Origin of the sequence: Vibrio sp. Evd11 (assembly GCF_900382755.1) — a bacterium.
Taxonomy (GTDB): domain Bacteria; phylum Pseudomonadota; class Gammaproteobacteria; order Enterobacterales; family Vibrionaceae; genus Vibrio; species Vibrio lentus.
The window spans coordinates 41,512-67,896 of sequence record NZ_OSDX01000001.1; the positions used below are offsets into that span (position 1 = coordinate 41,512).

Annotated in this window: 26 protein-coding genes; 23 read left to right on the top strand and 3 right to left on the bottom strand. The window is 45.1% G+C overall.

The features are described from left to right. The first annotated feature begins 4 nt into the window (after positions 1-4). The 15 genes from ED652_RS00145 to ED652_RS00215 all read left to right on the top strand — a co-directional run bounded on the left by ED652_RS00145 (position 5) and on the right by ED652_RS00215 (position 13,206). A complete protein-coding gene (locus tag ED652_RS00145; protein ID WP_017106261.1) occupies positions 5-1,294 on the top strand; it encodes an NCS2 family permease in 1,290 nt (429 codons plus the stop codon). 84 nt (positions 1,295-1,378) lie between these two features. Further along, entirely contained in the window at positions 1,379-1,843 is a 465-nt protein-coding gene (tet(34), locus tag ED652_RS00150; RefSeq protein WP_017084190.1) for an oxytetracycline resistance phosphoribosyltransferase domain-containing protein Tet(34), read from the top strand. Positions 1,844-1,932: 89 nt separating this feature from the next. Continuing rightward, positions 1,933-3,186 (top strand): esterase FrsA, encoded by a 1,254-nt coding sequence (frsA, locus tag ED652_RS00155; RefSeq protein WP_026012376.1) that lies wholly within the window; start codon positions 1,933-1,935, stop codon positions 3,184-3,186. Positions 3,187-3,330: 144 nt separating this feature from the next. Then, complete coding sequence (crl, locus tag ED652_RS00160) at positions 3,331-3,720, top strand: sigma factor-binding protein Crl (protein ID WP_017091097.1); 390 nt, start codon at positions 3,331-3,333, stop codon at positions 3,718-3,720. Positions 3,721-3,841: 121 nt separating this feature from the next. After that, a complete protein-coding gene (gene proB / locus ED652_RS00165) occupies positions 3,842-4,981 on the top strand; it encodes a glutamate 5-kinase (RefSeq protein ID WP_102306456.1) in 1,140 nt (379 codons plus the stop codon). A 65-nt stretch (positions 4,982-5,046) separates the two neighbouring features. Then, on the top strand, positions 5,047-6,297 hold the full coding sequence (locus ED652_RS00170; protein ID WP_122053168.1) for a glutamate-5-semialdehyde dehydrogenase: 1,251 nt from the start codon (positions 5,047-5,049) through the stop codon (positions 6,295-6,297). A 156-nt stretch (positions 6,298-6,453) separates the two neighbouring features. Next, positions 6,454-6,903: a transcriptional regulator NrdR gene (nrdR, locus tag ED652_RS00175; RefSeq protein ID WP_017106265.1), complete on the top strand. Its 450-nt coding sequence runs from the start codon at positions 6,454-6,456 to the stop codon at positions 6,901-6,903. 10 nt (positions 6,904-6,913) lie between these two features. Continuing rightward, positions 6,914-8,023, top strand: coding sequence for a bifunctional diaminohydroxyphosphoribosylaminopyrimidine deaminase/5-amino-6-(5-phosphoribosylamino)uracil reductase RibD (ribD, locus tag ED652_RS00180; protein ID WP_122053169.1), 1,110 nt, complete (start codon positions 6,914-6,916; stop codon positions 8,021-8,023). Positions 8,024-8,107: 84 nt separating this feature from the next. After that, positions 8,108-8,764, top strand: a complete 657-nt coding sequence (locus ED652_RS00185; RefSeq protein ID WP_004734396.1) for a riboflavin synthase — start codon at positions 8,108-8,110, stop codon at positions 8,762-8,764. A 108-nt stretch (positions 8,765-8,872) separates the two neighbouring features. Further along, on the top strand, positions 8,873-9,982 hold the full coding sequence (ribBA, locus tag ED652_RS00190; RefSeq protein ID WP_004734397.1) for a bifunctional 3,4-dihydroxy-2-butanone-4-phosphate synthase/GTP cyclohydrolase II: 1,110 nt from the start codon (positions 8,873-8,875) through the stop codon (positions 9,980-9,982). A gap of 280 nt (positions 9,983-10,262) precedes the next feature. After that, positions 10,263-10,733 (top strand): 6,7-dimethyl-8-ribityllumazine synthase, encoded by a 471-nt coding sequence (gene ribE, locus ED652_RS00195; protein ID WP_004734398.1) that lies wholly within the window; start codon positions 10,263-10,265, stop codon positions 10,731-10,733. After that, positions 10,733-11,200, top strand: coding sequence for a transcription antitermination factor NusB (gene nusB / locus ED652_RS00200; protein ID WP_004734399.1), 468 nt, complete (start codon positions 10,733-10,735; stop codon positions 11,198-11,200). Before ribE ends, nusB begins: the two co-directional genes overlap by 1 nt. Before the next feature lie 115 nt (positions 11,201-11,315). Further along, on the top strand, positions 11,316-12,290 hold the full coding sequence (gene thiL, locus ED652_RS00205) for a thiamine-phosphate kinase (protein ID WP_122053170.1): 975 nt from the start codon (positions 11,316-11,318) through the stop codon (positions 12,288-12,290). Continuing rightward, positions 12,290-12,796: a phosphatidylglycerophosphatase A gene (gene pgpA / locus ED652_RS00210; protein ID WP_102306460.1), complete on the top strand. Its 507-nt coding sequence runs from the start codon at positions 12,290-12,292 to the stop codon at positions 12,794-12,796. Before thiL ends, pgpA begins: the two co-directional genes overlap by 1 nt. A gap of 50 nt (positions 12,797-12,846) precedes the next feature. Continuing rightward, positions 12,847-13,206 (top strand): putative quinol monooxygenase, encoded by a 360-nt coding sequence (locus tag ED652_RS00215; RefSeq protein ID WP_065103066.1) that lies wholly within the window; start codon positions 12,847-12,849, stop codon positions 13,204-13,206. A 135-nt stretch (positions 13,207-13,341) separates the two neighbouring features. On the opposite strand, the gene dxs is transcribed toward ED652_RS00215, so the two are convergent. The 3 genes from dxs to xseB are packed head-to-tail and all read right to left on the bottom strand — an operon-like array spanning position 13,342 to position 16,394. Continuing rightward, complete coding sequence (dxs, locus tag ED652_RS00220) at positions 13,342-15,225, bottom strand: 1-deoxy-D-xylulose-5-phosphate synthase (protein WP_017633413.1); 1,884 nt, start codon at positions 15,223-15,225, stop codon at positions 13,342-13,344. Positions 15,226-15,246: 21 nt separating this feature from the next. Beyond that, positions 15,247-16,131: a (2E,6E)-farnesyl diphosphate synthase gene (gene ispA, locus ED652_RS00225; protein ID WP_012604642.1), complete on the bottom strand. Its 885-nt coding sequence runs from the start codon at positions 16,129-16,131 to the stop codon at positions 15,247-15,249. Between the two features lie 20 nt (positions 16,132-16,151). After that, the gene (xseB, locus tag ED652_RS00230) at positions 16,152-16,394 is read right to left on the bottom strand and encodes an exodeoxyribonuclease VII small subunit (protein WP_004734405.1); all 243 of its coding nucleotides are present in this window, start codon (positions 16,392-16,394) and stop codon (positions 16,152-16,154) included. Positions 16,395-16,692: 298 nt separating this feature from the next. Between xseB and pomA the strand changes: the two genes are divergently transcribed. The 8 genes from pomA to ED652_RS00270 all read left to right on the top strand — a co-directional run bounded on the left by pomA (position 16,693) and on the right by ED652_RS00270 (position 26,307). After that, the gene (gene pomA / locus ED652_RS00235) at positions 16,693-17,457 is read left to right on the top strand and encodes a flagellar motor protein PomA (protein WP_017106271.1); all 765 of its coding nucleotides are present in this window, start codon (positions 16,693-16,695) and stop codon (positions 17,455-17,457) included. A gap of 15 nt (positions 17,458-17,472) precedes the next feature. Next, positions 17,473-18,420 (top strand): flagellar motor protein MotB, encoded by a 948-nt coding sequence (locus tag ED652_RS00240; protein ID WP_029223478.1) that lies wholly within the window; start codon positions 17,473-17,475, stop codon positions 18,418-18,420. Between the two features lie 313 nt (positions 18,421-18,733). Next, on the top strand, positions 18,734-20,182 hold the full coding sequence (gene thiI, locus ED652_RS00245; RefSeq protein WP_017106274.1) for a tRNA uracil 4-sulfurtransferase ThiI: 1,449 nt from the start codon (positions 18,734-18,736) through the stop codon (positions 20,180-20,182). Positions 20,183-20,855: 673 nt separating this feature from the next. Next, positions 20,856-21,764: a transcriptional regulator GcvA gene (locus ED652_RS00250; protein WP_017106275.1), complete on the top strand. Its 909-nt coding sequence runs from the start codon at positions 20,856-20,858 to the stop codon at positions 21,762-21,764. Next, positions 21,757-22,380, top strand: a complete 624-nt coding sequence (locus ED652_RS00255) for an alpha/beta fold hydrolase (protein WP_122053171.1) — start codon at positions 21,757-21,759, stop codon at positions 22,378-22,380. The genes ED652_RS00250 and ED652_RS00255 overlap by 8 nt, the downstream gene beginning before the upstream one ends. Continuing rightward, on the top strand, positions 22,370-22,768 hold the full coding sequence (locus tag ED652_RS00260) for a DUF423 domain-containing protein (protein WP_065103071.1): 399 nt from the start codon (positions 22,370-22,372) through the stop codon (positions 22,766-22,768). The genes ED652_RS00255 and ED652_RS00260 overlap by 11 nt, the downstream gene beginning before the upstream one ends. Continuing rightward, positions 22,765-23,856 carry a 23S rRNA (cytidine(2498)-2'-O)-methyltransferase RlmM gene (gene rlmM / locus ED652_RS00265; protein ID WP_029223477.1) on the top strand — a complete coding sequence of 364 codons (1,092 nt, stop codon included), beginning with the start codon at positions 22,765-22,767 and terminating at the stop codon, positions 23,854-23,856. The genes ED652_RS00260 and rlmM overlap by 4 nt, the downstream gene beginning before the upstream one ends. 420 nt (positions 23,857-24,276) lie before the next feature. Then, the gene (locus ED652_RS00270; RefSeq protein WP_122053172.1) at positions 24,277-26,307 is read left to right on the top strand and encodes a TonB-dependent receptor; all 2,031 of its coding nucleotides are present in this window, start codon (positions 24,277-24,279) and stop codon (positions 26,305-26,307) included. Positions 26,308-26,385 lie beyond the last annotated feature (78 nt).

A 26,385-nucleotide genomic window follows, 5' to 3' on the forward strand; every position in this document is an offset into this window, starting at 1 on the left:
GATAATGTTCGAAAAGCTATTCAAACTCAGTGAAAATGGCACCAATGTGCGCACTGAAATCATCGCAGGTCTAACAACCTTCCTAACAATGGCTTACATCATTTTTGTAAACCCAATGATTCTAGCTGATGCTGGTATGGACCATGGCGCTGTATTTGTAGCAACCTGTTTAGCGGCCGCTATTGGCTGTTTCATCATGGGTTTTGTTGCTAACTACCCAATCGCGCAAGCTCCAGGCATGGGTTTGAACGCATTCTTTACCTACGCTGTTGTAATGGGTATGGGTTATACGTGGCAAGTTGCTTTGGCAGCGGTTTTCGTATCAGGCGTAATCTTCATCTTCTTAAGTATCTTTAAGATTCGTGAATGGATTATCAACTCGATCCCTATGTCTCTGCGTGTTGGTATCTCTGCGGGTATCGGCCTTTTCCTTGCGTTTATCGCGCTTAGCAATGCAGGCATCGTTGTTTCTAACCCAGCGACTAAGGTTTCACTTGGCGATATCACTGCGATTGCGCCAATGTTAGGTGCGCTTGGTTTCTTCCTGACTATTGCTCTTGTTCACCGCGGTGTGAAAGGGGCGGTAATGATTGCGATTCTAGCAATCACGGCTATCGGCATTGCAATTGGTGACGTTCAGTATGGCGGCATCATGTCTACGCCACCAAGCCTAGCACCGACGTTCATGCAGCTTGATTTCTCTGCTGTATTTGAAATTGGTATGATTTCAGTCGTATTCGCATTCTTGTTCGTCGATTTGTTCGATACCGCGGGTACTCTGGTTGGTGTAGCTACGAAAGCAAACCTAATCAAAGAAGACGGTAAACTACCGCGCTTGAACAAAGCACTGCTTGCTGACTCTACAGCGACATCTATTGGTGCACTGCTAGGTACATCAAATACTACTTCTTATGTTGAGAGTGTTGCGGGTGTTGCTGAAGGCGGTCGTACCGGTCTAACGGCGGTTGTAGTTGGCATCTTATTCCTACTGGCTCTTTTCTTCTCGCCACTTGCAGGTATGATTCCGGCTTACGCAACATCAGGTGCACTTTTCTATGTAGCAATTCTGATGATGTCTGGCCTAGTTGGCATTGATTGGCGTGATCTTACGGAAGCTGCACCAGTCGTGGTAACATGCCTGCTTATGCCACTGACGTACTCTATCGCTGAGGGTATCTCACTAGGTTTCATCGCTTACGCTGCAATTAAGCTGCTAAGTGGTAAAGGTCGCGACGTTTCACCTGCTGTGTGGGTAATGTCGGTTATCTTTATTCTTAAATACATTTTCGCTTAATCGTCTAGATTTCTGCTTAATCGCTGAAGAGGCTATGTAAGGCATAGCCTCTAATAACATGACAAAATTATTAGGTTTTATACTATGAGCAACAAATTCGTTATCACTTGGGACAACATGCAGACTTACTGCCGTCAACTAGCTGAAAAGCAAATGCCAGCAGAACAGTGGAAAGGTATCTGGGCAGTAAGCCGTGGTGGTTTGGTTCCTGGTGCAATCTTGGCTCGTGAACTAGGTATTCGTCACGTAGATACGATTTGTATTTCTAGCTACGACCACGATCACCAACGTGATATGACAGTCGTTAAAGCACCTGAAGGTGATGGCGAAGGTTTCCTAATCGTTGAAGACTTGGTTGATAGTGGTGACACTGCACGCAAGCTTCGCGAAATGTACCCTAAAGCGAAACTGATCGCTGTATGTGCAAAACCATCTGGCGCAGATTTGTTAGATGAATACATCGTTGATATCGCTCAAGACACATGGATTGAGCAACCTTGGGATACTAGCCTAAGCTTCGTTGAGCCGGTAAATCGCAAGTCAAAATAAGTGTAAACTTAGTTTTTTGAGAAATGACCCTTTATAGGGTCATTTTTTTTTATATGATTAGTAACAACCATTTCTTATTAAGTATCCCAATGTCTGAATCAGAAGAAACGAGCTCGAACCTTTCGGAAACCTTGTTTGTAAAGCACAAGCAGGCCAAAGAGACCTCAATGCTTACGCGTTACATGCCAAGTTCAGAAGAACTGTTGGATAAAAAGCGTGAAGAGCAGAACTCATCTTGGTATCGAAACCTAAGACGTCTTCAGTGGGTATGGCAAGGCGTTAACCCGATAGAGCAAGAAGCGGTATTGGCACGCATCGCCTCATCCGATAATTCTCGTACCACCGATGAGTGGTTAGATACCGTGATGGGCTACCGCAGTGGTAACTGGGCATACGAATGGACCAAGCTAGGTATGCAGCATCAGAATCGTTCTAATGAGAAGAACGGTGAAGAGATGGCTGAAGAGCTGTTTTCAGCATCGTTGTGTTTCAGCATTGCGGGTTACCCACATCTAAAGAACGACAACCTTGCTGCTCAGGCGCAGGTATTAGCGAATGCGGCGTATTCTGAAGCGATCAAACACACCAAATTGATCGTCAAACAAATCGAAGTGCCGTATCAAAACAAAAAGATTAAGGCGAACTTACATCTAACCAAAACAGACAAACCACAACCTGTCGTGATCGTGAGTGCGGGTTTAGATAGCTTGCAAACTGACATGTGGCGTTTGTTTAGAGATTACCTAGCACCGAAAAACATTGCGATGCTAACGATTGATATGCCGTCGATAGGGCACAGTTCACACTGGCCACTGACCGAAGACTCTTCTTGCCTGCATCAAGCCGTGTTGAATGAACTGCCTAACATTCCATGGGTGGACCATCATAAAGTCGGTCTGTTCGGGTTCCGATTCGGTGGTAACGCGATGGTGAGGCTATCCTTCCTTGAGCAGCACAAACTCAAAGCTTGTATCTCTCTTGGCGCTCCGATCCACGATATCTTTGTTCATGCGGACAAACTCAAGCAGATGCCCAAGATGCATTTGGATGTGTTGGCTTCTCGCCTTGGCAAAGGAGCGGTGGATATCAATAGCCTTTCTGGGCAACTGATGGCTTGGTCATTGAAGGTGCAAGGCTTGCTGGCTAACAGTAAAACCAGTGTTCCTATTTTGGCATTGGCTTTGGAAGGTGACCCTGTTTCACCGCATCTGGATAATCAACTGGTTGCTATTTACAGTGATTACGGCAAAGCGAAGAAAATCAAAACTAAATCAATTACACAGGGGTATGAGCAATCCCTCGAATTAGCGATAAAGTGGCTTGAGGATGAATTATTTAGATGACATTTCTCCTAAATTAGTTAAGCATGAAAAGTGTACAAAGTAAGTACCTGATACTCAGAGAGAATTTATAAAATCCAACTGCATGTTTTCTACGTATTGCAGTCTGAGTAAAGTCATTCTTAACATTGAAAATGGAGATTCAATATGTCAGAAGTGACACAGCAACCGACACATTATCGCTTGTTAAACGTTTTAAAGGCCATTGGTCCGTATTTGAGGGAGCCGCAATCAGAAGAAGGCCACTATATTTTTGATTGCTTGTCTGTGTGTGTGAACGATAAAAAGTCACCAGAAGAGCGCGAGTTCTGGGGCTGGTGGCTAGAGTTGGATAAGTCGGAAGAAGGATTTTCGGCGAAGTACAACACGGGTAAATACAACATTGATGGTAACTGGGATCCTTTGCCATTACCTAAAAAGGCGGTCGCTGAGGTCTCTCGAACTCAAGAAGCCTTTCACCAGAAGCTGGTTGACGAACTTCAAAAGAAATTTGAAATCGGCGTTCAGTTAGACGAAGAGTCTGTCGAATTCGTCTGATTTTAAAGGTTACTCTTCTCTATAAAGCAAAAAGGTGCGATTTCGCACCTTTTCTACTTGTGAATTCTCTTGTTGATTGCTAAAACATCACCTCTTATTTGTTTTATTCATAAAAGACTTCATGACAACAAATCATCAAAGCGGGACAACAACACAGAGTAAAACTGTCGTTGTTAAACTGGGTACCAGTGTCTTAACTGGTGGAACATTGGCATTAGACCGCGCTCACATGGTTGAGTTGGTTCGTCAATGTGCTGAATTAAAAAAACAAGGCCACTCTGTGGTTATGGTTTCGTCTGGTGCAATTGCAGCCGGACGTGAGCACCTTGGTTACCCCGCACTTCCCAACTCGATGGCGAGCAAACAATTGCTTGCGGCAGTTGGGCAAAGTCAGTTGATTCAAGTTTGGGAGTCTTTGTTTGCTATCTATGGCCTTAAAATTGGCCAGATGCTACTGACTCGTGCTGATCTCGATGATCGCGAGCGTTTTCTTAATGCACGTGACACGATCAACGCACTCGTTGAACACGATATTATTCCTGTAGTAAACGAAAACGACGCAGTAGCCACCAACGAAATTAAAGTGGGCGACAATGATAACTTGTCGGCACTGGTTGGTATTTTATGCGGCGCTGATAAGCTTTTGCTATTAACTGATCAAAAAGGCCTGTTTACCGCTGACCCTCGTAAAGATCCAAACGCTGAACTCATCAAAGAAGTAAAAACCATTGATGACACATTGCGTAAGATCGCAGGCGGCAGTGGTACTACGTTAGGTACCGGCGGCATGGCGACAAAACTGCAGGCAGCTGATATTGCTCGTCGTGCGGGTATTGAAGTGATCATAGCAGCAGGCAGTGCTGAAAATGTGGTGTTTGACTCATTGAGTGATAGCCCGCAAGGCACGCGTTTCTTACCTTTAGCGGAAGCGCTTGAAAACCGTAAACGCTGGATTTTAGCGGGCCCAGCTTCAGCTGGTGACATCGTTGTCGATGATGGCGCAGTCAATGCCGTTAACACCAAAGGCAGCAGCTTGTTGGCGAAAGGGGTTGTTCGAGTTAAAGGCGAATTCTCTCGTGGTGAAGTCACCCAAGTTACAGACAGCAAAGGTAAAGTAATTGCGCGTGGTATCGCCAGTTATTCAAGCCAAGACCTAGCAAAAATAGCAGGCAAGCACAGTAAAGATATTGGCGACATTCTTGGCTACGATTACGGGTCAGAAGTCATTCACCGTGACGACCTGGTTGTAATCCAAGAATAGCTCGTGATGATAAGGCGAATCGCCTTTTACATCCAAAGACAGACAGAATTTAGGGAGAGTTAAACGTGGATTTAACTAACATGGGTATTGCAGCAAAAGACGCTGCTTTCCACCTAGCGACCGCATCAACGGCGCAGAAGAACAAGGCATTGGCGATCATCGCTGATGAGCTAGAAGCAAACGCAGCAACGATTTTAGAAGCGAACGCAAAAGACATCGAACTGGGTCGTGAAGCGGGTCTGACCGACGCACTGCTTGATCGTCTATTGCTGAACGAAGAGCGTCTAACGGGTATCGCTAACGATGTACGTAACGTGATTAGCCTGAATGATCCAGTCGGCAGCGAGATTGACAGCAAGGTACTGGAAAACGGTATGTCACTGTCTCGTCGTCGTGTGCCACTAGGCGTAGTTGGCGTTATCTATGAAGCGCGTCCGAACGTAACCATCGATATTGCAGCACTGTGTCTGAAAACAGGTAACGCAAGTATCCTACGTGGCGGCAAAGAGACATTCTTCTCAAACATGGAGCTGGTTAAAGTCATCCAGTCTGCATTAGAGAAAGCAGAACTTCCTGCCGCTTCAGTCCAGTACATTGAAAAACCTGATCGTGAACTCGTATCTCAACTACTTAAGTTGGATGACTACGTGGATATGATCATTCCACGTGGTGGCGCTGGCCTGCACAAGATGTGTAAAGAGAACAGCACCATTCCAGTGATCATTGGTGGTTTTGGTATCAGCCATATCTTTGTTGATGAAAGCGCTGACCTTGAGAAGTCTGTTGATGTGGTTGAAAACTCAAAAGTTCAACGCCCATCTGCGTGTAACTCGCTAGATACATTATTAGTGCACGAAGCGGTTGCTGAAGCTTTCTTAGCGCAGCTAACACAGCGTTTAGCAGGCAAGGTTACCTTGGTTGCTGACACTAGCGCAAAATCGCTGCTAGCGGGTTGTGAAGACCAACGTGATGCAGTTGAAGGTGACTTTGACACTGAATGGCTAAGCTACACGTTAGGTGTGAAAGTAGTCGCTAGTGTGGCAGAAGCGATTGACCACATGCGCATACACAATGCGAGCCACTCAGATGCGATCATGACGAATAGTCTAGAGAGCTCAGAGCGCTTTATTAACTCAGTCGGTTCTGCAGCGGTTTATGTGAATGCATCAACACGTTTCACTGATGGCGCACAGTTTGGCTTAGGCGCTGAAGTCGCAGTGTCTACTCAGAAATTACATGCTCGCGGCCCAATGGGCTTAGAAGAACTGACAAGTTACAAATGGGTGGGCAAAGCGAACTATTTGGTTCGTGGTTAACGCTGGTCGTTAATTTTATTCCTCAGCTCATTTTTGAAATTGCTTTTGAGTAGCAATAATCAATGAATCACCACACAAAAGGGCCTTAATTGGCCCTTTTTCTTTCCTAACGTTTGGCAATTCCGTTACACTGATATTCAATTATTTGGAGGTGATATGCATTGTCCTTTTTGTTCAGAGAACGACACTAAAGTAATCGATTCAAGACTGGTAGCCGATGGCCATCAAGTTCGCCGTCGCCGTCAATGCCTTGCATGTAGTGAACGCTTTACGACGTTCGAATCGGCAGAACTTGTGATGCCTAAAGTCATAAAGTCGAATGGAAACCGCGAACCATTTAATGAAGATAAAATGGTCGGTGGTGTACAGCGCGCCCTAGAAAAACGCCCAGTGAGTGCTGATGCCATTGAACTTGCGATCAGTACGATTAAGTCACAACTCCGTGCAACTGGTGAGCGTGAAGTACCAAGCGAGATGATTGGTAATCTTGTTATGGGTCAATTGAAAGTATTGGATAAAGTGGCGTACATCCGTTTTGCCTCTGTTTACCGCAGCTTTGAAGATATCCGAGAGTTTGGCGAAGAAATCGCTAAATTAGAGGACTAATTCCTCAATCATGTCTAACTTTACTCCCCTAGATTTTCAAATGATGTCGCGTGCTATTCAGTTAGCAAAACGCGGCATTTACACCACTGCACCAAACCCGAATGTGGGTTGTGTCATCGTACAAACCGACGGTCAGATCGTTGGCGAAGGTTTTCATGCCAAAGCTGGCGAAGCTCATGCCGAAGTACACGCGATGAGAATGGCGGGTGATAAGGCAAAAGGTGCGACCGCTTATGTCACGCTAGAACCTTGTTCGCACTATGGTCGTACGCCACCTTGTGCTGAAGGTTTGATTAAGGCTCAGGTTTCAAAAGTGATTTGCGCCATGCAGGATCCAAACCCTAAAGTCGCAGGCCGTGGTATCAAGATGCTACGCGACGCAGGTATTGAGGTTGAAATTGGCTTGTTAGAGCAAGATGCTCTCGATTTAAATCCTGCATTTATTAAGCGTATGCAAACGGGCATGCCATTTGTTCAGTTAAAAATGGCCGCTAGCCTTGATGGCCAAACGGCATTGGAAAATGGTCAAAGCCAGTGGATCACGTCGCCAGAAGCGCGTCGTGACGTTCAGAACTACCGAGCAAAATCAGGCGCGGTGCTATCAACCAGCCAAACGGTGATTGAAGACAACGCGTCGCTGAATGTTCGTTGGGCAGAGTTGCCAAGCAGTACCAAAACAAATTACGTTGAAGACGAGTTGCGTCAGCCAATTCGCGTAATTCTTGATCGCCAAAATCAACTGTATCCTGAGCTCAAGTTATTCCAAACTCCAACATCGGTATTGATAGTCGCTGAAACCTCTGCTGATATTGAAGTCGGAATCACAGATGCAGGTCAGCTCGATTTACACGATCTGATGCGTCAATTGCCAGCGAACCATATTGATCATATTTGGGTAGAAGCAGGCGCAACATTGGCAAAAAGCTTGATTGAAGCGCAGTTAGTGGATGAGCTAATCCTCTATTTAGCACCTAAACTAATGGGCAGTGACGGACGAGGTTTGATGGGCGCATTAGGGCTCACTTCAATGTCTGATGTGATTGACCTAGAAATTAAAGATGTTCGACAGGTTGGTGTGGATATTCGCATCGTCGCGAAACCTATTGTGGCTAACCAATAGTCGCGAAACAAATAGTAACGAAACCATAGTGGAAATAGTTCTGCTAACCAAATACATGTCGTTGACAACAAAAAGAGTTTTAAAATGTTTACAGGAATTGTAGAAGCCGTAGGTACATTGAGTGCAATCACTCCCCGCGGAGAAGACATCACCGTAACGGTTAATGTTGGTAATCTTGATATGGCTGACGTTAAGTTAGGCGACAGTATCGCGACCAATGGTGTTTGTTTGACGGTTGTTGAGTATAACGACCACAGCTACAGTGCAGACCTTTCGCTTGAGACCCTGAAAAAAACGGGTTTTGTCGATTACCAAGCCGGCGACAAGGTCAACCTAGAGAAAGCAATGTTACCGACCACGCGTTTCGGTGGTCATATCGTATCGGGTCACGTTGATGGCGTGGGTGAGATTGTTGAGCGTAACCAAGTCGGTCGTGCGATTGAGTTCTGGGTTGAAATGCCAGCAGAGATCTCAAAGTATGTGGCTCAAAAAGGTTCAGTCACCGTTGATGGAATTAGCCTGACAGTGAACGATTTACGCAAGAATGCCTTTAAGCTGACGATCGTTCCCCACACCTCTTCAGAAACGACCATTGATCAATTCAATGTTGGTCGCAAAGTGAATCTAGAAGTTGATGTATTAGCGCGCTACATGGAGCGTTTACTGCAAGGTCAGCAGCAAGAGTCTGAACCTGAATCTCGATTGACGATGGAATTCTTACAACAGAATGGTTTTGCCTAACCGCTAGTACAAAGTGCATTAAACATCACTTTGCGAAAGCGAGCAATATCATCAGGTTTAAATAGTGTCGGTTCTAGGAAGCAGAACCATTTCAAAGGATATAGAACAATGCCAATTAGTACTCCTCAAGAAATTATTGAAGACATTCGCCTAGGAAAAATGGTTATCCTGATGGATGATGAAGATCGTGAGAATGAAGGCGATCTGATCATGGCAGCAGAACATGTTACGCCAGAAGCGATTAACTTCATGGCGATGTATGGCCGCGGCTTAATTTGTCTAACGTTGACGAAAGAACGTTCAAACCGTATGGGTCTAGCGCCTATGGTTCAAGACAACAATGCTCAATACACGACGAACTTTACGGTTTCAATTGAAGCGGCAGAGGGCGTAACAACGGGTATTTCTGCATCAGACCGCGCTGTTACCGTTCAAGCGGCAGTGGCAAAAGACGCAAAAGCGGCTGACTTAGTTCAACCTGGCCATATCTTCCCTCTGACTGCTCAAGAAGGTGGTGTTCTAACGCGCGCAGGCCACACTGAAGCAGGTTGTGACTTAGCTCGTCTAGCAGGCTGTGAGCCAGCATCTGTTATCGTTGAGATCCTAAATGACGATGGCACCATGGCACGTCGTCCTGATCTTGAAGTCTTCGCTGAAAAACACGATATCAAACTGGGCACCATTGCTGACTTGATTGAATACCGCAACAACACAGAAACGACAATTGAACGTGTAGCACAATGCCATTTGCCAACAGAGTTTGGTGACTTTGAGCTTGTGACTTACCGTGACACGATTGATAACCAGATCCACTACGCAATGCAAAAGGGCGACTTGTCTGTAGGCGCCCCTTTAGTGCGTGTTCACCTGCATGATACGTTTACCGATCTGCTTCATTCTGATCGCGGTACCGAGCGTAGCTGGTCGCTAGATAAAGCGATGAAGCGCATTGGCGACGAAGGCGGTGTGTTGGTTATTCTGGGTAACGAAGAGTCGTCTGATTCTTTGATCCATAAAGTGAAGACATTCGAAGCTCAAGATAAGAATGAGCAACCAACCATGGCTAAGAAGCAAGGTACTTCTCGTCGTGTTGGTGTGGGTTCTCAGATTCTTCAAGACCTAGGCGTTCACGATATGCGTCTGCTTTCTTCAAGCACTAAGCGTTACCACGCATTGGGTGGTTTTGGTCTTAACGTTGTTGAATACGTTTGTGAGTAAGCCGACGTCCGTCCGTTTATAGCGACATAATTTACCGATGATTTCAGTGGCTCTTTTAGAGGTTAATTTCGATAAAAGAGCAAAGTAGCCAAGCCCGATTCAAAACGTGTTGAATACACAAGCTTGGCTACTTGCTGCTCCAATAAGGTTGGCAGCAGTGCTGCGTTATCATCTTTACATCTCCGGTGTCTGTTCTTCTAAATTAGCATTAGATATTGCTCACAGTTTTGTGCTAGAATCCGGCGATTCTCACTTGATGAAAATAGTTAAAGGAAGGCTTATGAAAGTGATCGAGGGTGGCTTCCCAGCGCCAAATGCAAAAATTGCTATCGTTATTGCTCGTTTCAACAGTTTTATTAACGAAAGTTTACTTTCTGGTGCAATCGATACTTTAAAGCGTCATGGACAAGTAAGCGAAGACAACATCACTGTTGTTCGTTGCCCTGGTGCAGTAGAACTTCCACTTGTAGCGCAGCGCGTTGCAAAAACAGGTAAGTTCGATGCGATTGTATCTCTTGGTACAGTAATCCGTGGCGGTACACCTCACTTTGACTATGTTTGTAGTGAATGTAATAAAGGTTTGGCACAAGTGTCTCTGGAGTTTTCTCTTCCAGTAGCGTTTGGTGTTCTTACTGTTGATACGATCGATCAAGCTATTGAACGCGCAGGAACCAAGGCTGGTAATAAGGGTGCAGAAGCAGCACTTAGCGCACTTGAGATGATCAACGTTCTTTCTGAAATCGATTCCTAATGGGGGCCAGTGTGAAACCAGCCGCACGTCGTAACGCACGTCAATTTGCTCTACAAGCAATTTATTCTTGGCAAATTACTAAAGAAAATATTGCTACCGTTGAAGAACAGTTCTTATCTGGTGGTAAGTATGATGAAGAAGAGCATCATGCCGCAGAACCTGCTCTAGCTATGCCAGAAACAGACGTTGCATACTTCCGCGACCTACTAACTGGTGTTGCTCTTAGCCACATGGAACTTGATAGCAAGCTTCGTCCATTCGTATCTCGCCCTATGCAAGATCTGGATTTGATGGAACTAGCGCTTCTACGTTTAGCTATGTACGAGATGACTCGTCGCGAAGATGTACCATACAAAGTGGTTATCAACGAAGCTATCGAGCTTGCGAAAGTATTCGCAGCAGAAGACAGCCATAAGTTTGTTAACGGTGTGCTTGATAAAGCTGCACCGCACGTTCGTAAGAAATAAGACGTTCGTATATTGAATCTAAAGGTCAGCTTTTATGCTGGCCTTTTTTGTAACTAAATTTCTGTAATATCAATAATTACGGTGATTTGTATGAAGACTAAAGATAGGGCATGTGATGTCTGGCGAATTTAACCTGATTGAAAAATATTTTGTAAATCGACAACCACAACGTAAAGACGTACATCTTGCTGCGGGCGATGACTGTGCTTTGGTCAAAGCGCCAAGTAATGTTCAGATCGCGATCAGTACGGATACCTTAGTGGCGGGCACTCACTTCTTAGCGGAAGCAAACCCAGCTTGGGTGGCACACAAAGCTTTGGCTTCGAATATCAGTGATCTCTCGGCTATGGGCGCGACGCCTGCCTGGGTTTCGTTTGCGTTAACCATGCCTGAAGTCGATGAAGCGTGGCTTGCTCCCTTCTGTGACTCTTTTTTCAAACTTGCAGACTATTTTGGTATTCAACTTATTGGTGGTGACACGACCAAAGGACCGTTGAGTTTAACGCTGACTGTGCAGGGCTTTGTACCCGAAGGTCGAGCACTACGCAGAGATGGCGCGAAAGTGGGTGACTGGATTTACGTAACGGGCAACTTAGGCGACAGCAAAGCGGGACTAGAGGTGATATTAGACCCTGAACAGAACAAAGCTAAGCCTTATGCGTTAGAGCTTGAAGAGAGACACTACCTGAGCACTCCACGAGTTTTGGCGGGTCAAGCATTAGTGAATCTTGCTTCGTCTGCCATCGATATCTCTGATGGTGTTATTGCTGATTTAAAACACATCCTTAAGCGTTCTCAGGTCGGTGCAAGCATTGATGTGAGTGCGTTGCCTATCTCCGCTGAATTACGCCAGTTTTCTTCCGATATCGCTTCTGCACAGCAGTATGCGCTTACCAGTGGTGAAGAGTACGAACTCTGCTTTACCGTGCCGGAAGAAAATAAAGGTTCACTGGAAAGTGCTTTGTCACACACTGGCACAAAAGTCACCTGCATTGGCCAGATAAGACCTGTAGAATATTTTGAATTACACAATAATGGTGAACCACTAAGCTGGAACTTAACTGGTTACGATCACTTTAAGGTTAATTGATGACAAACCCACTTTCTCTTATTTCTCTTAAAAATCCTTGGCACTTATTGGCAACGGGTTTTGGTAGTGGCTTATCGCCTATTATTCCCGGCACCATGGGCACGCTTGCGTCTATCCCGTTTTATCTATTGCTGGTTCAGTTACCTTTCCCTATTTATGTCATTCTTGTGGTTGTGAGCTGCATTATTGGTATCAAAATATGCCAAGTGACTTCTGATGACATGGGCGTTCACGATCATGGCTCTATTGTGTGGGATGAGTTTGCTGGCTTTTGGATCACCATGGGCCTAGTACCGTTGTTGGGTATTCCTGTTAATGATTGGAAATGGCTATTAGCTGGCTTTGTTCTGTTTCGTTTTTTCGATATGGTAAAGCCTTGGCCAATTGGTTGGTTAGACAAGCGAGTTCACGGCGGCTTAGGTATCATGATTGATGATATCGTGGCGGGTATTATGGCGGCGATTTCGCTGTATGCAGTGGCTCATTTTTCAGGTTGGCTTGTTTAAGAATCAATACCCAGAGAACGAACAATAATAGATAAAAACAAGGAATAACAATGTCTAAGAAGGTTTACTGTGTTGCTCAATTTCAGCCAAAAGAAGGCAAATTGAACGAGTTGTTTGAAGTGTTAAAGTCTCTAGAACCAAACACAATGCGTGAAGATGGTTGTATCCAGTACACGGTGACTCGTCACATTCAGAGCCCGTTTGCAGAAGGTCAGAGTTTCCCGATTGCTTTCAATGAGATCTGGGCGGACAACGAAGCGTTTGAAGCGCATTGCCAACGTCGTGAGATTCAGCAGTTCTTCCAAGAGCAGTGTGTTGAAGAAACTGGCTTGGTTGAGAACTTCAACGTTGCTATCTACTCTGATGAACCAGAGAACTATGACGCACCAGTACTTAAGCCTTGTTGCTAAGTTTGGGCTACAAGTTTGGATAAGCGAAAGTTAGTTGAGCTATAAGGTTTAGCTAACGAGTTAGCGGATACTAAAAAGGTTGACCCTAGGGCCAACCTTTTTTGATTTGTTGCTTATGCCGTTTGCTTGTGAAAGCTATTTAGCAAGGTAATCAGAGATAGACTTCTCTATGCCTTTAGCATCTAAGCCAAGCTCTTCATGCAGTTCGCCTTGAGTACCTTGAGCAATAAACTTGTCTGGTAGACCAAGGTTCAATACTGGCATCAGTAGCTTTTCTTTCATCAAGAATTCAATCACACCCGCGCCGGCACCACCTGCAATCGCGTTTTCTTCGATTGTCACAAGTACATCGTGGTCAGCAGCAAGTTGTTTGATCAGAGCTTCATCGAGTGGCTTTACAAAGCGCATATCAGCAACTGTCGCATCAATAGCGTCAGCCGTTTGAAGTGCACTCTCAAGGAAAGTACCAAAGCTCAGGATAGCGACTTTCGAGCCATCTTTTGCTTTTTCGCTTTCGCGAACGATACGACCTTTACCAATCTCTAGCGCAGTAAATTCACTTTGAATCTCAGTACCCATGCCATTACCACGAGGGTAACGAACGGCACTTGGACCTGTGTGCTGGTGACCAGTGTATAGCATTTGGCGACATTCGTTTTCGTCGCTTGGCGCCATAATCACCATGTTAGGAATGCAGCGCATAAAGCTTAAGTCGAACGCACCTTGGTGTGTTTGACCATCGGCGCCAACAAGACCTGCACGGTCAATCGCGAACATAACCGGTAGATCCATGATAGCAACATCGTGGATCAGTTGATCATAGCCACGTTGTAAGAACGTCGAGTAGATAGCCACAATCGGCTTATCACCCGCAATCGCCATACCCGTTGCTAGTGTCACAGCGTGCTGCTCAGCAATTGCTACATCGAAGTACTGTTCTGGGTACTCTTTCGAGAAACGCACCATGCCAGAACCTTCGCGCATTGCTGGCGTGATCGCCATTAGCTTAGGATCTTGCGCGGCCATATCACACAGGAAGTCGCCAAAAATCTTAGAGAAAGTTGGTTTAGAGCTGGTGCTCTTAGGCAGACTAGAGTGTGCAGGATCGAATTTAGGAACGCCGTGATAACCAATTGGATCTTTCTCAGCAGGCTCGTAGCCTTTGCCTTTCTTGGTCATGATATGCAGGAACTGAGGGCCTTTAAGGTCTCTCATGTTCTTCAGCGTTTTAATCAGCTCATTCACATCGTGACCGTCAACCGGACCAATGTAGTTAAAGCCTAATTCTTCAAACATGGTGCCAGGGACAACCATGCCTTTTAGATGTTCTTCTGTACGACGAACCAGCTCTTTAATCGGCGGAACGCCCGATAGCACTTTCTTGCCACCCTCACGAATTGACGTGTAAAGACTGCCAGAAAGAACTTGAGCTAGATGGTTGTTCAGAGCACCGACGTTTTCAGAGATCGACATCTCGTTATCGTTAAGGATAACCAGCATGTCATTATGAATATCGCCCGCGTGGTTCATGGCTTCGAAGGCCATACCTGCGGTGATCGCACCATCGCCAATCACACTGACGACTTTACGATTCTTGCCTTCTTTCTTCGCACTGATCGCCATACCAAGTCCAGCACTGATCGATGTTGAAGAGTGACCAACCGAAAGCGTGTCGTACTCGCTCTCTTGACGCCATGGGAATGGATGCAGTCCATCTTTTTGACGGATAGTCGATAAGCGGTCACGACGGCCAGTAAGAATCTTATGTGGGTATGCTTGGTGGCCAACATCCCAAACCAACTGGTCGAAAGGCGTGTTGTACACATAGTGCAGAGCAACTGTTAGCTCTACTGTACCTAAGCCTGATGCTAAGTGACCACTTGACTGGCTCACTGAGTTAAGAAGATAGGTACGTAATTCATCACAAAGCTGTGTAAGCGTCTCTTTTGGAAGTAGACGCAAATCCTCTGGCTTATCAGCCAAAGCAAGAGTTGGGTACTTTGATATATCAAGAGTCATAGGTAATGCGCGCTTATTGTCTTAGTTCTTGCGCTCGATGACGTATCGGGCGAACTCTTCGAGTAACTGGGTATTGTATGGGATTGCAGCCAAAGCTTGAAGCGCTTCCTGTAGCAGAGTTTGCGCTTTTTCTTGAGCGCCCTCTAAACCTAACAAAGAAGGGTAGGTGCTTTTGTTCAAATCTTGGTCAGAGCCCTGTGGTTTACCCAAAGTTTCGGTATCGCTAATGATATCTAAAATATCATCCTGAACTTGGAAGGCTAACCCGATTGCATCGGCGTACTTATCTAATTGAGGCATCACTTCGAACGCTTTTTCGCCAGCAGCCAGAGCACCTAAACGAATCGCACTCTTCATTAGAGCGCCAGTCTTGTTACGGTGAACTTCTTCTAACTCTTCTAGCGTGACAGAGCGGTTTTCAGCTTCAATATCAAGTGCTTGTCCAATACACATACCTTGTGCACCAGACGCTTCTGCTAAGCGTTGAATCATTCGAACGCGATTGCTTTCCCCGTCAGCACTTAATGTGCCTTCCGCAAGTATAGTAAACGCGAGAGTTTGTAGTGCATCGCCAGTTAAAATTGCCGTTGCTTCATCGTATTTGATGTGACAAGTCTGATGGCCACGACGCAATTCGTCGTCGTCCATTGCTGGAAGGTCGTCGTGAATCAGAGAATAGGCATGAATACATTCGATTGCTGAAGCTGGAGTGTCGAGTTCTTCTGCGGTGCAACCGAGCATTTCCCCTGTAATGTAGACAAGAAACGGACGTGCGCGTTTGCCGCCTAAAAGTAACCCATAACGCATCGCGTTGATTAGGTTCTGATTTTGGTGTGGCAGGCGGTCAAGCCAAAGGTTCAGTTGCTCGTTATTACGTGCTTGATAAGACAATAACGTCTCGATCATAGGGGATCTCATACAATTTGTTATTCAGGTTGTGGGTTAAAGTCACTCAGTTCTGCATTTTCATCATTTTGCAGTAGGATGCTAACACGCTGTTCAGCGTCGTTTAGTTTACTTTGACCAGCACGAGCGAGGGAGATGCCTCGTTCGAACTTTTTCAGCGCATCATCTAAAGCTAGATCACCATTTTCTAGTTGATCAACCAAGCCATCAAGCTCTTCGATAGCCGCTTCAAAGCTCATATTTTCAGGTTTCTTAGTAGCCATAATAAATCTGCGTTTGGAAAGATGAACGAACGTTACCCTAGGCCGCTGAGATGGTCAAATGTAACCAAGAAATTTTGCTAGAAAGTTCGTTTTTAAGGGGCTTGAACTCACTTTGATTGAATAACCTTAGCTTTATCGAGTTTATGCGCTACGGATAAGGCCAAAGTAAGCTAATAGTTGTGATTCAAAAACGAAAAGTGTGATACTTAGGCCAAGAATTAACTAAAAGATCTTACAGTCTTGCCGATAAAAAGATTATCGTCGACATAGAGCTACAAAAAAGCATGAGGAGTGCTCAGTGGATTTAGCAACCCTAATAGGTTTGATTGGTGGATTTGCCTTTGTAATCATGGCAATGATCCTAGGTGGAAGCCTCGGGATGTTCTATGACACGACATCCATTTTGATCGTGGTTGGTGGTTCAACGTTTGTTGTTCTGATGAAGTTCACCATGGGACAATTCTTTGGTGCGACCAAAATCGCTGGTAAAGCATTTATGTTTAAAGCTGACGAGCCTGAAGATCTTATCGCTAAAGTTGTAGAGATGGCTGATGCAGCACGTAAAGGTGGTTTCTTAGCACTTGAAGAGATGGAAATCAGCAACAGCTTCATGCAAAAGGGCATCGATCTATTGGTCGATGGCCATGATGGTGATGTGGTGCGTGCGGCACTGCAAAAAGACATTGCGTTAACTACAGAGCGTCACGAACAGGGCGCGAAAGTGTTCTCTGCATTCGGTGATGTTGCCCCTGCGATGGGTATGATCGGTACCTTAGTTGGTCTGGTTGCGATGCTTTCGAACATGGATGATCCTAAAGCGATCGGTCCTGCGATGGCGGTTGCACTTTTAACGACCCTATATGGTGCGATTCTTTCGAACATGGTGTTCTTCCCAATCGCAGACAAGCTTGCATTGCGCCGAGATCAAGAGACGCTCAACCGCCGCTTGGTAATGGACGGTGTATTAGCCATCCAAGATGGTCAAAACCCACGAGTGATTGACGGTTACCTCAAGAGTTACCTGAACGAAGGTAAGCGTAGTCTTGATGGTGAAACTGATTAAGGGGGAAGAATGAAGATGGATGAAGACAATCCATGTAAATGTCCCCCTCCCGGTTTACCTCAATGGATGGGAACATTTGCTGACTTGATGTCACTGCTGATGTGTTTCTTCGTACTGCTGCTCTCGTTTTCTGAGATGGACGTATTGAAGTTCAAGCAGATTGCCGGTTCGATGAAGTTTGCATTCGGTGTCCAAAACCGCTTGGAAGTGAAAGATATTCCGAAAGGCACTAGCATCATTGCACAAGAGTTCCGCCCTGGTCGCCCTGAGCCGACACCGATTGACGTGATCATGCAGCAGACCATTGATATTACTCAGCAAACGCTAGAGTTTCATGAAGGTGAATCTGAGCGTGCTGGCGGCACGATGCGCGACCAAGGCAAGATGACCGGAGGTAAGTCTCCAGAGGTGTCGACTCACGACAATCAAAACTCTGAGTCAGACCAACAGCAACAGCAAGCCGAGGCTCAATCGCAAGAGATGGAAACCTTGATGGAAAGCATCAAGAAAGCACTTGAGCGAGAGATCGACCAAGGTGCGATTGAAGTTGAAAATCTTGGCCAGCAGATTGTGATTCGAATTCGCGAGAAGGGCGCATTCCCATCGGGTTCTGCTTTCCTACAACCTAAGTTCCGACCATTGGTGAGACAGGTTGCTGAGCTTGTTAAAGATGTGCCCGGTATTGTTCGAATCTCAGGACACACCGATAACCAGCGACTCGATTCTGAGCTTTACCGTTCTAATTGGGACTTATCATCGCAACGTGCGGTGTCTGTTGCTCAAGAAATGGAAAAGGTTCGTGGTTTCTCTCATCAACGTTTGAGAGTGCGTGGTATGGCCGATACAGAGCCTGTCGAGTCCAACGATACGGAATGGCAACGTAGCCTCAATCGCCGCGTTGAGATCAGTATCATGCAGGGTGAGCCGCTCTATAGCGAAGAAGTCCCAGCAATCGCTGAATAGTCTTTACCAAGAATATGCATTCCAAAGCCCAATCTGTCGTAGATTGGGCTTTTTCTTTGTGTGATACATAAAAGTGTTTGTACCAAGCTGAGAAGAGAAGAGGTGGGATGAAATTGAGATAGTAGCTTGCCGCCAAGGTGAGTTTATTAATGGCACCAAAGCACGCACTCTTTTCCTTGTTTGACTTTCTCATGTATAATTCGCGCCCTTAGATTTAATATTGATCTATTATTGCTTCAATAACTATGTGAAATGACCTTTTACGTGGTGATGAACTTATTAAAATTGTGAACCTTATTGGCGTGAAAGTACTATGAAATTTATTGTTAAGCCCCACCCGGAAATTTTTGTAAAAAGTGAATCGGTGCGTAAGCGCTTCACAAAGATTCTAGAACGTAATATTCGTACTATTCTTCAGCGTCGTACTGAGTCTGTGGCTGTCTTCAATCGTCGCGACTACATCGAAGTGACGTCTGAGAGCGACAAATACTTTAAAGAAACACTCGAAGTATTGACGCAAACCCCGGGTATTCATCACTCCCTTGAGGTTCAGCAATCAGAATTTAAAGACCTGCACGATATTTACGAGCAAGTTCTTGAGCGCAGCCGTAGTCTTATTGAAGGTAAGACTTTCTCTGTGCGAGCTAAGCGTCGTGGTAAACATGACTTTACCTCTATCGAGCTAGAACGCTACGTAGGTGGTGGTCTAAACCAAGCGGTTGACTCAGCAAAAGTAAAACTGAAAAACCCAGATATTACCGTTAAAGTTGAAGTCGAGAACGACAAGCTAAACCAAGTAATTGAACGTCATAAAGGCCTAGGCGGTTTCCCTCTAGGTACTCAGGAAGATCTACTGAGCTTGATCTCTGGCGGCTTTGACTCTGGCGTTTCGAGCTACCTACACATCAAACGTGGTTCTAAGGTGCATTACTGTTTCTTCAATCTTGGTGGCCCAGCTCACGAGATTGGCGTTAAGCAAGTTTCTCACTACCTATGGAATAAATACGGCTCATCTGCAAAGGTGAAGTTCATCTCTATCGATTTTGAACCTGTAGTCGCAGAGATCCTTGAGAACGTTGAAGACGGCCAGATGGGCGTTGTTCTTAAGCGTATGTTCATGCGTGCTGGTGGTATGGTTGCAGAGCGCTTTGGTATCGAAGCACTAGTAACGGGTGAAGCATTGGGTCAGGTTTCTAGCCAAACGCTAACTAACCTGCGTCATATCGATAACGTGACGGATACTTTGATCCTTCGTCCACTGATCAACTGGGACAAAGAAGACATCATCGACCTGTCTCGTAAGATTGGTACTGAAGACTTCGCTAAAGTAATGCCTGAGTACTGTGGTGTTATTTCTAAGAAGCCAACAGTGAAAGCGAAGAAAGGCAAACTAGAAGCGGAAGAAGCTAAGTTTAACTTCGAAGTGCTGGATCAAGTGATCGAGAACGCTCGTATTATGGATATCCGTGATATCGAGAAAGAGAGCCAAGAACAGGCACCAGAAGTGGAGCAAGTTCAAGCCGTTGCGGAGCACGCAGTCGTTCTAGATATCCGTAGCCCAGACGAAGAAGACGAAAGCCCACTAGAAATCGATGGTGTTGAAATCAAACACATCCCGTTCTTCAAGCTTTCAACTCAGTTTGGTGACCTAGACCAATCGAAAGAGTACTTGTTGTACTGTGACCGTGGTGTCATGAGCCGTCTGCAAGCGCTTTACTTGCAAGAGCAAGGCTTCCACAACGTTAAGGTTTACCGCCCATAGTGGTGTGTTGACCAACCGTTTGTAATTTTGCAAAGCCGCTTACTGAAAAGTAAGCGGCTTTTTTATTTTCTGTTATGAATGATTTACAGTAGTCAGACAGAGGCGTGACTTTGGGCGTGCTATCGTCATGCTCAGCTTTAAAATTTTTGATTGATAGAAATGGTGAGCTCTAAACGGATTTATATGTAACTGAAGAAGTGTGAGTATCTTGAAGTATTCTGTTACTTTGTAGTGCAACTCAATGGTTCTATTTGTATGTGTTCAGTTGATTATTTGAGTGGGTGTCTGATTCTGTGATTAGCGATGAAAAATAATAAAGATTAATTAGCACAGCTATTGATAAACTTGTTGTTATTTTACTTTGGGCATAAAAAAACACCGCCTTAAAGGCGGTGCAAACCAATTTGACAGACAGGTCAAAATAAATACAGGAAGTATATGCCTCGTTTCAGTATGGAACTGCAACAAAACATTTGGTAGAACTCTACCCAACTCGAAAAGTACGAGTTTGCAAACACAACATCGCAGGAGCTAAACCAATTGATTCTGGAGAGAATCAAGCCGTTCAGGCTAGCTGCTGCGGGATGAAATATAGAATTTCTCTGGCCGCTAGGCAATGGACAAATTATAATGTTTCAGATAAAAAAAACTAATGCCAATTTAGAGAGTAACTATGTCTCGTCGATTACCCCCATTAAACTCCTTGAGAGTGTTTGAAGCCGCGGCTCGACACTTGAGTTTTACGCGTGCCGCAGAAGAGTTATTTGTTACTCAAGCTGCAGTAAGTCATCAAATTAAGGCGCTTGAAGAATTCTTGTCATTAAAGCTCTTTCGCCGAAGAAACCGCTCTTTGTTGCTGACTGAAGAGGGTCAAAGCTACTTCTTAGATATTAAAGATATCTTCACTTCTTTGGCTGAGGCGACAGACAAGGTACTTGAGCGAAGCGAGAAGGGTGCATTGACCATCAGCTTACCGCCAAGTTTTGCGATTCAATGGTTAGTACCAAGGTTGGCTGACTTTAATCAGCAAGAACCGGATATCGATGTGCGAATCAAAGCTGTAGATATGGATGAAGGCTCGCTAACGGATGACGTAGACGTGGCTATTTACTACGGGCGAGGCAATTGGTCGGGGCTTAGAGCTGATAAGCTTTACCAAGAATACTTAATTCCTCTTTGCTCACCGTCGGTGTTGCTCGGAACGAAACCTCTAGAATCGTTAAGCGATTTGGCATGCCATACGCTACTGCATGATACCTCTAGAAAAGATTGGAAACAGTTCGCGAAACAAAATGGCATTGATGGCGTTAACGTGAATCACGGCCCTATCTTTAGCCACTCGACCATGGTGTTGCAAGCTGCTGCCCATGGGCAAGGTATTGCTCTGGGGAACAACGTTTTGGCTCAGCCTGAAATCGAGGCCGGCCGATTGTTGGCTCCATTTGATGAAGTGTTGGTGAGTAAAAATGCCTTCTATGTGGTGTGTCATGAGAAACAAGCCGACATGGGACGTATTGCGACCTTCCGAGATTGGATGTTAGCGAAAGCACAAAGCGAACAAGAGGACTTACTCGATGAGTAACCTAATTATTGATGGTGAAGACAACCCAGTAACCTTTGTCTTTGCGCACGGCGCCGGTGCTGGTATGGATCATGAATTCATGCAGTCGGTAGCCAAAGGGTTGGCGTTTAAAGGAATACGAGTGATTCGCTTCAATTTCCCTTACATGATTAAGCGAGCTGAAGATGGCAAGCGTCGTCCACCTGACAGAGCACCTAAGCTACTTGAAGCCTACCAAGAGATTATTGAGCAGGTTGATGCCGATAAGCTTGTGATTGGTGGTAAGTCGATGGGAGGACGCATGGCGAGCCATTTGTCTGAAGTTGATAAGGTGGCAGCAATGGCATGTTTGGGTTTTCCCTTTCATCCCCCAGGCAAACCAGAGAAATACAAAGGTGAGCACTTGGCTGAGTTAACAAAGCCATGTCTTATTCTACAAGGCGAGCGCGATACCTTTGGTAAGCGTGAAGAGTTTGCTGACTTCGATCTGTCGGATTCTATTCGTGTTGAATTTATCCCTGATGGCGACCACAGCTTTAAGCCTCGTAAGAGTTCTGGTTACACCGAACAGCAGAATATTGCGTTAACCGTTGAGAAGTTATCTGCGTTTATCAAAGAGGTGCTCAATGAGAAGTAAGTATTTACTCACTATCGCGGGCATTTCTGGTGCGATTGCCGTAATGCTTGGGGCATTTGCCGCGCACGGCTTGAAAGCTATTTTACCTGAGTATCTGCTAGGCGTGTTTGAGACCGGTGTTCAGTACCAGTTTATCCATACTCTGGCGATATTGGCGTGTGGCGCTCTGCTACAGATGAAACTTGGCGCTAAATCACAAAAATATTTTTTCATTGCGGCAATTTGCTTTATCATCGGCATCCTTTGTTTTAGTGGCAGCCTTTATGGCTTAGCACTGACAGGAATAAAATGGTTTGGCCCTATAACACCGTTTGGTGGTCTACTATTTATCATTGGTTGGGGAGTCTTCTCCTTCGCTGCTTTGAATATAAAAGAGGTAACTCAGTGAAACACGTACTACTTTATTGTCGCTCTGGTTTTGAAAAAGAATGTGCTGGCGAAATTCAAGACAAGGCAACACAACTGGAAGTGTTTGGTTTTCCTCGCTTAAAGAGCAATACAGGCTTTGTATTGTTTGAATGTTATCAAGCTGGCGAAGCCGATAAGCTGATCAAAGAAGTTGATTTCCAATCACTGATCTTTGCTCGTCAAATGTTAGCGGTTGCTGTTGAAATCAAAGATCTCCCAACAGACGATCGTATCTCTCCAATTCTTGAGGCGCTTTCTGAGAAAGAAGGCTTCCCGCGTTGTGGTGATATCCGTATTGAAACGCCAGATACCAATGAAGCGAAAGAGCTTTTGAAGTTCTGCCGTAAGTTTACCGTGCCGATGCGTCAAGCAATGCGTGGTAAAGGCCTGATGACTGCGAAAGATAACGCTAAGAAGCCAGTGCTTCATTTATGCTTTATCGCGCCGGGTCACTGTTTTGTTGGTTACTCTTACCCAACCAACAACTCACAGTTCTTCATGGGCATTCCTCGTTTGAAATTCCCATCAGATGCGCCAAGCCGTTCTACATTGAAGCTAGAAGAAGCATTCCACGTATTCATCCCTCGTGATGAGTGGGACGAGCGTCTGGCTCCGGGTATGTGGGGCGTAGATTTAGGTGCGTGTCCAGGTGGTTGGACTTACCAATTGGTTAAGCGATCTATGTTTGTTCACTGTGTCGATAACGGCATGATGGCAGATAGCCTGATGGAAACGGGTCAAATTAAGCACCACATGGTGGATGGCTTTAAGTTCGAACCAGACCGTAAGAACGTGACTTGGATTATCTGTGACATGGTTGAAAAGCCAGCTCGTGTTGCACACCTTATGGGTGAGTGGATCATCAAAGGTTGGGCGAAAGAAGCTCTGTTTAACCTTAAGTTGCCAATGAAAGGTCGCTACGATGAAGTACTACAAGATATCGAGAACCTAAAACAGTTCCTTATCGATAACAAAGTTAAATTCAAGATGCAGGCGAAGCACCTTTATCATGATCGCGAAGAGATCACGGTTCATATTCAGTCGCTTTCGAATATCTCACCGTACTAATTGTTAGTGCAGTGAAGAGTGACTAATATCAGTCATTAACCGGCTTGTCAGTGGCCAATAAAATGCTCCTTTATGGGGCATTTTTTGTATCTGCAATTTGGTGGTATAGATGGTGACGTTTTTGGTTGGTCGCTTGGTCATCGTCGCCGATTATTGCTTTAACCTCTGCGTTCGTCAGTTAAAAAAGCCGTAAGAGATCGAGACTTACGGCTACCTAATTCAGGGGTGATACGAAGCAGGATTTAATTAATAATTCAGCGGCAAAACTAAGTAAGTTTTACAACAAGAACATTCTAGCCAAAAGTGATTTTATTAAAAGTAAGTGAATGTAAGTAAAGAATGTAAATGATAAGAATTATCATTCAAAGTGTGTAATATTCACGCTTCCTTACTTGATTCTATAAATTATAAAAACACAATATGAAACTTAAAGCATTATCAGTGGCCGTTACGGTTGCCTTGACTTCATTTACTGCCCTTGCTGCAGACGACACAGAAACCGTTGTCGTTATCGGTTCCGCTCTTGATCAACTTGTTCAGACAGAAATCAATTCAGATATCCTTGAAAAGAAACAAGCATCGGACATCAAAGATGTTCTGAACACCATGCCTAGCGTAACGGTAGACGGAAACGCACGTTACTCTCGAAAAGTGTTTGTACGTGGTATGGAAGATAAATTTTCCGTAGTGACCATTGATGGTGCTCGTCAAGAAGGCCAGCTCTTCCACCACTCAGGCGACCAAGCAATTGATCCTGCGATGCTTAAGCGCGCCGAAATTGAACTAGGTGGTAATTCTGCGCTATCGGGTTCAGGTGCGATCAACGGTTCGTTTAGTTACGAGACGAAAGACCCGAGCGACTTTCTTAAGCCAGGTGAAAGCATTGGCGCTCGAGTAAAAACAAGCTACCAAACGGCTTACGAGCGCTTCGCAACCAACGTGGCAGTGTACGCAAAAGTGAACGACAAACTGCAGTTCATGGGTATTGCTAACTACTCAGAAGATGGTGACCTGCATATTCCCGATCAGAAAGCGGTAACATCAAAGCAGGGTGAGCTGAAGTCTGGCTTAGCTAAGGTTGTTTTCATCCCAAATGACGCCAACGAATTCAAATTAACGTTCAACCGATACAGTGATGGCGGTAAGCGTCAGCTTTCTGGTGAGAAGGCCGGTGCACTGTATGCTGACGACGAGCACAACTACCACTCACTAAACCGAGATACTGTGACTCTGCAGCATGAATACGATGCAGGCAGTGATTTGGTTCATCTGAAAACTAACGTCTACTACAACCGTCAGTACATGGATCGTGACGCGCTTGTTGACACTGCTTGGGACAAAGACGCGAACGGCGATTGGATTAAAGACGGTACAATTGCTATCCCTGATCGTGAATACAACGTGACGACCATCGGTGGTGACATTCGTAATATCTCTTGGGTTGGTGAGCATGAGCTTACTTACGGTCTTGATGGTTACAAAGCTGAACAATGGATTGATGCTGGCGATGGCGTTTACCAAAGCGGTACTAAGCAAGGTCAAACCGAGAACTACAGCATGGATGGTGGTACCGTGACGGCTTATGGTCTGTATCTGCAAGATATGTACGAGTTCAGCGACTTCCGTTTAACAACGGGCCTTCGTTACGACGTTCATAAACTGGGTGGCGTGTATAAGGGCGAGTTTGATCAGCTATCTCCAAAGTTCAAAGGTGAATACCAAACAACGGAAAACCTAAAACTTCGTGTGGGTTACGGTCGTCTGTTTAAAGGCGCGTCACTACCAGAAACGCTAACGATGAAAGCACCAAGCAAAGTTAAGCAGTCTGATACTAAGGCGATGACGGGTAATAACTACGAAGCAGGTTTTGATTACGAGCTAACACGTTTGCTTGCGGCTGATTACGCGATTCTAGGTTTCACGGCTTATACCTATGACCTTGATAACCAAATGCACCCAACTAAGAACAACGCAACATTATCGAATAAGTATGATGTTGAAGTTTGGGGTGTAGAGACTGTATTGAGCTATCAGTTAGACGCGTTAAGTGTTTACGCTAACCACTCTTACTCTGATGGCGAGCAAAAGAGCCTGAAAAATGGCAAGACAAGCCACATGAATAAAACCGGTATTCATAACTTTAAGGCCGGTTTTAACTACAGCCTAAACAATGAATTTGTGTTTGGTTGGGACTCTCGCTTTGTTCCGGGGAACGATTACGAGAACGAAAAAGGCAAAGAGATCAAACGCTCTGGTTTCGCTACACACAACATTTGGGCGGCTTACACACCGACGTTTGCTAAAGACCTAGAGATGAACCTTGGTATCGATAACCTGCTTGATAAGAAGTACGCTGAGCATACTGGTTTTGGTATCTCTTGGGGTTCAGAAAAGTACACCAGCTATGAAGCAGGTCGTAACTTTAAAGCTTCTATCGCTTATAGCTTCTAATCTGCTCTTAGCTGAAAGTTACTCTAGAAATAGAGAGTTATCAGTATAAGTGCAATGTTTCGTCTTAAAATGAAACAA

What these genes read in the sequence shown, in the direction of transcription:
- ED652_RS00270 (WP_122053172.1), top strand. Translation starts at nt 24,277, where the DNA reads ATGAAACTTAAAGCATTATCAGTGGCCGTTACGGTTGCCTTGACTTCA.
- ribBA (WP_004734397.1), top strand. Translation starts at nt 8,873, where the DNA reads ATGCCAATTAGTACTCCTCAAGAAATTATTGAAGACATTCGCCTAGGA.
- ribD (WP_122053169.1), top strand. Translation starts at nt 6,914, where the DNA reads ATGTCTAACTTTACTCCCCTAGATTTTCAAATGATGTCGCGTGCTATT.
- ED652_RS00250 (WP_017106275.1), top strand. Translation starts at nt 20,856, where the DNA reads ATGTCTCGTCGATTACCCCCATTAAACTCCTTGAGAGTGTTTGAAGCC.
- ED652_RS00260 (WP_065103071.1), top strand. Translation starts at nt 22,370, where the DNA reads ATGAGAAGTAAGTATTTACTCACTATCGCGGGCATTTCTGGTGCGATT.
- pgpA (WP_102306460.1), top strand. Translation starts at nt 12,290, where the DNA reads ATGACAAACCCACTTTCTCTTATTTCTCTTAAAAATCCTTGGCACTTA.
- xseB (WP_004734405.1), bottom strand. Translation starts at nt 16,394, where the DNA reads ATGGCTACTAAGAAACCTGAAAATATGAGCTTTGAAGCGGCTATCGAA.
- ED652_RS00240 (WP_029223478.1), top strand. Translation starts at nt 17,473, where the DNA reads ATGGATGAAGACAATCCATGTAAATGTCCCCCTCCCGGTTTACCTCAA.
- ED652_RS00255 (WP_122053171.1), top strand. Translation starts at nt 21,757, where the DNA reads ATGAGTAACCTAATTATTGATGGTGAAGACAACCCAGTAACCTTTGTC.
- ED652_RS00215 (WP_065103066.1), top strand. Translation starts at nt 12,847, where the DNA reads ATGTCTAAGAAGGTTTACTGTGTTGCTCAATTTCAGCCAAAAGAAGGC.
- dxs (WP_017633413.1), bottom strand. Translation starts at nt 15,225, where the DNA reads ATGACTCTTGATATATCAAAGTACCCAACTCTTGCTTTGGCTGATAAG.
- frsA (WP_026012376.1), top strand. Translation starts at nt 1,933, where the DNA reads ATGTCTGAATCAGAAGAAACGAGCTCGAACCTTTCGGAAACCTTGTTT.
- thiI (WP_017106274.1), top strand. Translation starts at nt 18,734, where the DNA reads ATGAAATTTATTGTTAAGCCCCACCCGGAAATTTTTGTAAAAAGTGAA.
- thiL (WP_122053170.1), top strand. Translation starts at nt 11,316, where the DNA reads ATGTCTGGCGAATTTAACCTGATTGAAAAATATTTTGTAAATCGACAA.
- nrdR (WP_017106265.1), top strand. Translation starts at nt 6,454, where the DNA reads ATGCATTGTCCTTTTTGTTCAGAGAACGACACTAAAGTAATCGATTCA.
- ED652_RS00145 (WP_017106261.1), top strand. Translation starts at nt 5, where the DNA reads ATGTTCGAAAAGCTATTCAAACTCAGTGAAAATGGCACCAATGTGCGC.
- nusB (WP_004734399.1), top strand. Translation starts at nt 10,733, where the DNA reads ATGGGGGCCAGTGTGAAACCAGCCGCACGTCGTAACGCACGTCAATTT.
- proB (WP_102306456.1), top strand. Translation starts at nt 3,842, where the DNA reads ATGACAACAAATCATCAAAGCGGGACAACAACACAGAGTAAAACTGTC.
- ribE (WP_004734398.1), top strand. Translation starts at nt 10,263, where the DNA reads ATGAAAGTGATCGAGGGTGGCTTCCCAGCGCCAAATGCAAAAATTGCT.
- ispA (WP_012604642.1), bottom strand. Translation starts at nt 16,131, where the DNA reads ATGATCGAGACGTTATTGTCTTATCAAGCACGTAATAACGAGCAACTG.
- ED652_RS00185 (WP_004734396.1), top strand. Translation starts at nt 8,108, where the DNA reads ATGTTTACAGGAATTGTAGAAGCCGTAGGTACATTGAGTGCAATCACT.
- crl (WP_017091097.1), top strand. Translation starts at nt 3,331, where the DNA reads ATGTCAGAAGTGACACAGCAACCGACACATTATCGCTTGTTAAACGTT.